This is a genomic window from Bacillus sp. JJ1532 (genome assembly GCF_036965085.1).
Lineage (GTDB): Bacteria > Bacillota > Bacilli > Bacillales > Cytobacillaceae > Cytobacillus.
Genome location: NZ_JBALOW010000063.1, coordinates 18,883 through 26,535, shown reverse-complemented (window position 1 = coordinate 26,535; position 7,653 = coordinate 18,883). Strand labels below are relative to the sequence as shown.

General features: G+C 34.8%; 7 protein-coding genes. 6 read left to right on the top strand and 1 reads right to left on the bottom strand.

Annotated features, from left to right (window positions below; genetic code table 11):
- The first annotated feature begins 287 nt into the window (after positions 1-287).
- From V7122_RS19675 to phoU, 5 genes are all read left to right on the top strand, one after another.
- Positions 288-1,130 carry a phosphate ABC transporter substrate-binding protein gene (locus V7122_RS19675; RefSeq protein ID WP_335528480.1) on the top strand — a complete coding sequence of 281 codons (843 nt, stop codon included), beginning with the start codon at positions 288-290 and terminating at the stop codon, positions 1,128-1,130.
- Positions 1,131-1,169: 39 nt separating this feature from the next.
- Positions 1,170-2,078 (top strand): phosphate ABC transporter permease subunit PstC, encoded by a 909-nt coding sequence (pstC, locus tag V7122_RS19670; RefSeq protein ID WP_335528478.1) that lies wholly within the window; start codon positions 1,170-1,172, stop codon positions 2,076-2,078.
- Between the two features lies 1 nt (position 2,079).
- The gene (gene pstA, locus V7122_RS19665) at positions 2,080-2,904 is read left to right on the top strand and encodes a phosphate ABC transporter permease PstA (protein ID WP_335345969.1); all 825 of its coding nucleotides are present in this window, start codon (positions 2,080-2,082) and stop codon (positions 2,902-2,904) included.
- A 217-nt stretch (positions 2,905-3,121) separates the two neighbouring features.
- A complete protein-coding gene (gene pstB, locus V7122_RS19660; protein WP_438824110.1) occupies positions 3,122-3,961 on the top strand; it encodes a phosphate ABC transporter ATP-binding protein PstB in 840 nt (279 codons plus the stop codon).
- A 13-nt stretch (positions 3,962-3,974) separates the two neighbouring features.
- Positions 3,975-4,634, top strand: coding sequence for a phosphate signaling complex protein PhoU (gene phoU / locus V7122_RS19655; protein ID WP_335490989.1), 660 nt, complete (start codon positions 3,975-3,977; stop codon positions 4,632-4,634).
- Positions 4,635-5,270: 636 nt separating this feature from the next.
- Here the strand turns inward: phoU and V7122_RS19650 are convergent.
- Positions 5,271-5,945, bottom strand: a complete 675-nt coding sequence (locus V7122_RS19650) for an amidohydrolase family protein (RefSeq protein ID WP_335528474.1) — start codon at positions 5,943-5,945, stop codon at positions 5,271-5,273.
- Between the two features lie 861 nt (positions 5,946-6,806).
- On the opposite strand from V7122_RS19650, the gene V7122_RS19645 reads away from it, so the two are divergent.
- Complete coding sequence (locus tag V7122_RS19645) at positions 6,807-7,442, top strand: DUF1796 family putative cysteine peptidase (protein WP_335528471.1); 636 nt, start codon at positions 6,807-6,809, stop codon at positions 7,440-7,442.
- Positions 7,443-7,653 lie beyond the last annotated feature (211 nt).

Genomic DNA, 7,653 nt, shown 5'->3' with positions numbered 1-7,653 from the left:
CATTATTAATATTTGTTTGTTCCTTAAATCTAAATTTCACTTTTCCAATTGATAAGACATACTATATTAAACAATTCGGTGTGATTGTGAAATTATCTTGAACTGGCAATCTGCAATAAATTAATTTATCTTTTCTTTACCAAAAATTAACTCAGTACATATTGTTTTTAATAAAATTTACAAAACCTTTACAAAGTTTGTATTAAAAATTAACACTACAATTTTATTCTACTATAAGACAATATACGACAAAATAGTCGCTAACATTATTATCTCGGAGGTAATTAATGCTTATTTTTAAAAAACTTAAAACGGGATTATCGTTGCTAACATTACTAGCTATATTAACAGCATGTACAAGTAATAGTGATACTGATACAAAAGCGTCAAATGGCAGTAATTCTACAGTAGCTATTTCAGGATCTACATCTGTTGGTCCGCTTGCTGAAAAATTAGCCGCGAAATATAACGAGAAAGATCATACGAAAATTGAAATAAATCAAATTGGTTCATCTGCCGGTATTACAAACGCCATCAATGGTGTATCGGAAATTGGTATGTCTTCTAGGGATCTAAAAGAAGAAGAGAAAGCTCAAGGATTGAATGAAGTCGTTATTGCTTATGACGGAATTGTAGTAGTGACTCATCCAAGCAATAAAGTAAAAAATTTAACGTTGGAACAAGTAAAACAGATTTTTACTGGTGAAGTTACGAACTGGAAAGAACTAGGCGGGGATGACATGGAAATAGTCGTTGTCTCTCGTGAGGATGGTTCAGGTTCCCGCGATGCGTTCCAGGAAATTGTTGACTATAGCTCTGGTGAATTAATTAGAAATTCCATTATCGCAAGTGGTAACGGAAATATCAAAACGACAGTTGCAAACAATAAACATGCAGTTGGCTTTATTTCATTTGAATATATTGATGATACCATTTCAACAATCGACATTAATGGGGTAGAGGCTACTGCAGAAAATGTTCTTCAACAAAAATACAGTTTGTCACGACCATTCTTGTTTGTATACAAAGATGGGAAACTAACAGAAGCTGGCCAACAATTTATTGATTTTATCTTAAGTGAAGATGGTCAACTTATTGCAGCAGAGGCAGGGGCGATACCTGTAAAGTAATAACGTAATTTTTTAAAAGTAATCTTGGAGGAAAACTAAGTGTCTATCCTAACAAAGCACAATGCAGAAATCGGTAAGGCAAATAAAAGGAAGTATATGTTAGAGAAGGTATCTGCAAGAGTGTTCTTGACTTGTGCACTTCTTTCAGTCATCACATTATTGTTAATTATTGGATTTGTTTTTTATAAAGGCTCACATCCATTTGTAGCTGGGGGCTATAGCTTTTTGGAGTTTATTTTAGGGTCGGATTGGGTACCAAGTGAAGAGAAATTCGGTATATTTCCAATGATTGTTGCATCCATTTTTGCAACCATTGGGGCATTAGTTATCGGAGTTCCTATAGGGTTATTTACAGCGATTTTTCTAGCAGAGATAGCCTCAAAAAAAGTAGCAAAAATCATTTCACCTGCGATTCAGCTGTTAGCAGGTATCCCATCTGTTTTGTACGGTGTTTTTGGACTTGCGATCATCGTTCCATTTTTGCAAAATTCTTTAGGCTTAGTAAAAGGACAAAGCTTATTAGCAGTTATTCTTGTACTAGCAATCATGATGCTGCCAACCATTGTGACAGTGGCAGAAACAGCGATTCGTGCTGTGCCAAACACATACCGCGAAGGGTCACTAGCTCTTGGCGTGTCACATATTGGAACCATTTTCAAAGTAATTGTACCAGCAGCTAAATCAGGGATTATGACGGCAATTGTATTAGGTTTAGGTCGAGCAATCGGAGAAACGATGGCTGTTATATTAGTGGCTGGCAATAGTTTAATCGTACCAACTAGCCTAACTGATAGTGTTCGTCCACTAACGACAAATATTGCGCTAGAAATGGGCTATGCAGCTGGCACTCATCAAGAAATGCTGTTTGCAACAGGAATTGTTTTATTCTCCTTTATATTAATTTTGAATTTTGTATTAGCGAAAATTAGTTCGAAGGGCGGTAAATAAGGTGAGAGTATTGAAAGATAATTTGCTGCGTGGATTTTTATGGCTTTCAGCTCTGCTTTCTCTTGCAGTCCTCCTCATGATTGTTGGATATATCTTTTATAAAGGGATGAATTTGATAAGCTTCGATTTCATCTTTGGAGATTATTCCCCAACTGGAGGCGGCGGCATTTGGCCAATGGTTGTTACAACGATTTACACAGTCGTTATTTCCTTAATCATAGCCACTCCAATCGGGATATTAGCAGCCGTTTATTTACAAGAATATGCGAAACAGGGACGGTTAGTTCGAATCATACGCTTTGCAACAGAAAGTTTAACAGGTATTCCCTCGATTATTTATGGTTTGTTTGGAGCAGTATTCTTTGTAACGACATTAAAATTAGGAATGTCCATTATTGCCGCTTCATTAACATTAACGATAATTGTATTACCTGTTATTATACGAACAACAGAAGAGTCCTTAAAAACAGTTCCCGGGTCGTATCGTGAAGGTTCATTAGCTCTTGGAACAACAAAGTTACAAACATTATATAAAGTGATCTTGCCTAGTGCGATGCCAGGAATATTATCTGGTATCATTCTCTCGGTTGGACGAATTGTTGGTGAATCAGCTGCCATCTTTTTAACTGCTGGAACAGTAGCTGCCATGCCAGAAAGTATTCTTTCATCAGCTAGAACTTTAACAGTACATTCCTATTTAGTAACACAAGAGTCTGGGGACATTGAACTGGCTGCTGCAGTTGGCATTGTTCTAATCGTCATTATTTTGGCTATCAATCTTTCAGCAACATTTATATCGAAAAAATTAAACAAAGCAGACCAATAAAGTGAAACTCAATCAGTGGAGTTTTCCGATGCACAGGATGTACTAGTGCAGATGTTGCGACAGGAAGGGTACTTAGTCTGCCTTCATCCACCACTGATTGTTAGTTGAACTAATCGGGCATTTACGGACTGTTAGATCCACTACTTAGAATATTCGTTTCCCTCATCCTTTTGAAATGGGGGTCTTACAGTCCGTTAATCTGCGATAAATAAGGAGTATGTTTATGAGCACATCAGTAATGGAACGTAGCGAGAGAGCGATTAAACAAAATCAAACAGAAAAGGTAATTTCACAAATAGAGGAAGGTCCAACGAAGATTAGTGTGACGGATTTAAATTTATTTTATGGTGATAAACAAGCCCTGTTTGGAGTATCTCTAGATATTCGTGAAAAAGAGGTAACTGCTTTAATTGGTCCATCAGGCTGTGGAAAATCGACTTTTTTACGAACGTTAAATCGAATGAATGATTTAATTGACAGTGTGAAAATTAACGGTGATATTGAAATCGATCATGAAAATATTTATAAATCGAATGATGTCATCAAATTACGTACAAAAGTCGGAATGGTCTTTCAAAAACCAAATTTATTCCCAATGAGTATTTATGACAATGTTGCCTATGGTCCAAGAATGCAAGGTATTAAAAATAAAAAAGAATTAAATAATATTGTGGAAGAGAGCTTGCGCGGAGCAGCGATTTGGGACGAAGTAAAAGACCGTCTTAAAACATCCGCACTAGGTCTGTCCGGCGGTCAGCAGCAACGTGTTTGTATTGCACGTGCAATTGCGATGAAGCCTGAAGTGATTTTAATGGATGAACCTACTTCAGCCCTAGATCCAATCTCGACGTTAAAAGTAGAAGAATTAATTTCGAATATGAAGAAAGATTATACGATTGTCATCGTTACTCATAACATGCAACAAGCTGCGCGAATCTCTGATAAAACAGCGTTTTTCTTAAATGGAGAAATAGTTGAATACGATGAAACTGATAAGATTTTTTCTACACCAAAAGATCAGAGAACTGAAGATTATGTAACAGGTCGATTTGGATAATAGGGGGTAACAAATGGTTATTCGTGAGAACTTTGAGAAGAGTTTAGTGGAAATAAAGGGTAAAATCACCGAAATGGGAGAACTCTCTATTGTTGCCTTAGAAAAATCTTTTGATGCCTTAAAAACACAGGATGTAGAGATCGCTTTAAAAGTGATCGATGAAGATGCAAATATTAATGATCTAGAAATGGAAATTAATCAGTTTGTTATCTGGCTCATGGCAAAAGAACAGCCTGTTGCAAGAGATTTACGCGTCATCATAGGTGTACTCAAAATCTCATCTGAAATCGAACGTATTGCGGATTTTGCTGTAAACCTGGCTAAAGCAACCATCATGATTGGAAAACCAAATTCTTTACTGTCTATGACCGATCTAGAGCAGATGAAAGAAGTATCTATTCAGATGTTACAAAAAGCACTGCAATCTTTTATGGAAGAAAACATTGCTCTCGCTAAAGAGGTTAGTAACTTAGAGAATGAAGTTGATAAATATTATGCTGAAACATATAAAAAACTTACTAATTATCTTAGTGAACATCCAGAAGAAACTAATCAGCTTGTACAATTATTACTTGTCAATCGCTATCTTGAAAGAACAGCAGACCATATAACAAATATCGCTGAAAGCTCAGCATATTTGAATAAGGGAAAAATATATGATTTTAATTTATAAAATGAAACTGATTTAAAATCATAAGCAAGGGGAGAAAAATCGATTGTTTTTCTCCCCTTAAAAAATACACATTCCGAGTGCCTTATCTTTTTATTATTATTGCTTGGATACCTCTATCATTTTTTGAATGTATTTTTAAAAGTCTTCTTCATTTGGATAATTAGCAGATTTATCAAGTTCGATAAACTCTTTTATTTCTTTTGTTTTTAATCCCTCAAAAAAATCTTTTGTCAGATCATAGTCTGTTGACTTATTTTTTTTATTTTCATTAAAATATTAATAAGCTCCCCCTACCAAAGTTATAATACTACCCTTTTTTATTTTTTACCACATTTATCCACGAATTTGCGAAAAAATCCATTTATATATAAATTTTTCGTTATAAGAATTTATTACCTCAAATGTTCACTTGATTTAGCTAAATAATCTTTTAACTGATCGGTAGATAGAGTTTTTAATTAATCAATCCTACAAAGTTTTTACCAAGAATATATTCTTTTTGTTTATCTGGAAGTTGAAGAGAATCAATCCATCTTTTCTTTTCCGAGTAGTCATAAATATTAAATTTCTTCATTCCATATGGTCCATCGCAACCATACAGTACTTTTCGATACCCTAATGATTCTACTGCATTCTTTACAATAGATTAAGATAGTCACTTGATGTGTCAACAAATACATTTGGTTGATCCTTAACGTATTTCCATAGTTTTTCCGAAAAAGGAAGACCGGCGTGAGCATAAATTAATTTAAGTTTAGGGTATTTTTCAGGTAAATATTTATAGGAGTCCTGTTCTGAAGATAGATGAATGATCAAAGGTATGCCTTTTGACTCACACATAGCCGCAACTGGATCAAGTGCCTTAATACTATATTCATGCATGAAGGGATGGGCTTTCACCCCAATAAAACCAGGTTTATTAAGATATAAATCTATTTCTTCCACTGATTCAGAAATCATTGGATTCACTGCTACCCAGCCTAGAAACCGATCGGGAAATCTATCAATAGCAGCAGCAACAATATCATTGCTCGGCTTAGTAAAAATTCTGTATGAATTGCCATAAAGTTTGAGATAGCTATCCTTTACTAGACCGTCATAAATTTTCAGCCCTATTTGAGGTACATTTAGTATTAGAAAACGGAAAAAGCGTTGTAAATTATTTTGAAAAGTGCTTTCCAATTCAAACATTGTTTCATTCATGGGAGCAATTAGCGCTGTTTTAGCTACATCATTTTTATCCATGCCCTCTATCATTTTATCTAGAGTTAACATTGATTCATCTACATGAAAATGGCAATCAACAATCATTTTTATCGCCCCTTCGAATTACTATATATTTATTTTAGCAAACCAAACATAGCTGTAAAATGCGATTTCATTTACAATTATTACGATCCCTTGAGCAGCAATAAAATAGCGGGGGGGCATTGTAAGGGTGTAAATGAAATATACCAAAAAGAGTATATTAAATAATTTGACACTAGTTTTGCAGCAAAGCGTGATACAGAATTCTTAATTCAATAGGTATGAACGAATTTTAAATAAAATGCAATAAAGCCGAAATCTCAATGATGTACTTTTAGACACTGGGTATTCTACGACGATTTTTATACATCACGGTGAACCGTACCACAAGTAAATGAGGTTTTTTCATAGAGCCGCGGCAAATGGATTAAATCCTTATTATTATCTCCGCTATCTATTTGAGTAGCTTTCCAATATGAATTTTACAGAAGTAGATGCCATTGATCCATTACATCTATTGTCAACAACTTTACCAGTTTCATGTCATGCATTGCCTTTAACAAGATAACTAAATCATAATATTGGCCACCCTGAAAAAACAGGTGTGGCCTATTTGAGCTTATGATATATCTAATAAGTAATTTTTTTTTTGGAGGTGGGGGCGTAAATAAGACAGCAATATTAGACAAGAATACAAGCCAGCCATTCTTAACTTGCGTATATTGAAATAGACTAAATGGATTAAACAATTCACTAATGTAATCGTTATTCCCTGCTTTCTTATTCCCTAATGATATGTGGGTAAGTACAAGCAGAATAATTCGAAATGAACCCCCCAAATGAAATTTTTGCCATATAGGTTTGACTTGTATTAGTGCTATTCCAGAAATTTTAATCATATTCTATAGCGGGAGTGTTCCTTTTATGAAGTTAAAAGAGATTAAAAAAAATTATAGTATGATTTATAGTTTAGGATTAAATTGTGCTCCTTCGAATCACTTGCGATATCGGGGGTTACGTCCGTTTGCTGGCGTTTTAGATTGGATGATAAGCCCATCTCTAGCAGATGTAAATCGTTTATTAGCAAACCGTTTCGTTAATTTTATGGAATTGGAGAACCTTACATTTTCTTCATATTATGATAACGACTCCAAGTTGCTTATAAAAGACAATTATTACAACATTTATTCTGCACATGATTTTAAAACTGATAAAAACACACCAGATTCCTTATCTTGTTATCCTGAGGTTAAAGAAAAATATAAAAGGAGGATAGGACGGTTTTTGAGGGAAATGGAAACGAGCGAATCCATTCTTTTCATCCGCTTAGGTGGGTCATATGATGAAGCAGTAGAATTACAACGTGTACTTGACAGCCTAGTAAAGCATAATTATTGTGTGCTGTTAATTTCCGATTCAAATTCTTCTACCATGATTGAGGAAAACTGGGGATTAGATCATATATGTGTTCTAAATTGCCATATTTCTAAAATAATGTGGGATAATTATGAGTTATGGAGTTCATTGCTTAGCGGAATTGGCATCAGTCGCCCACAGTGAAAGAACTTATCCCTATGTACATCAGGTGCGTCAAAAATCTCATCGTAGTGATGAATCGTATTTTCATATGTTTACCCAAATAGTTCTGGCTTTGTCTGTAAATTGAGGAGGAAGGTCCAAGAAAACGGCCAGACCCAATAACAGATAAAGGTGGCAAAAAGCGGTGGCCATGAAAGTTTTTTATTCCCCTAAAAATCAAAGAGTGTAGAGA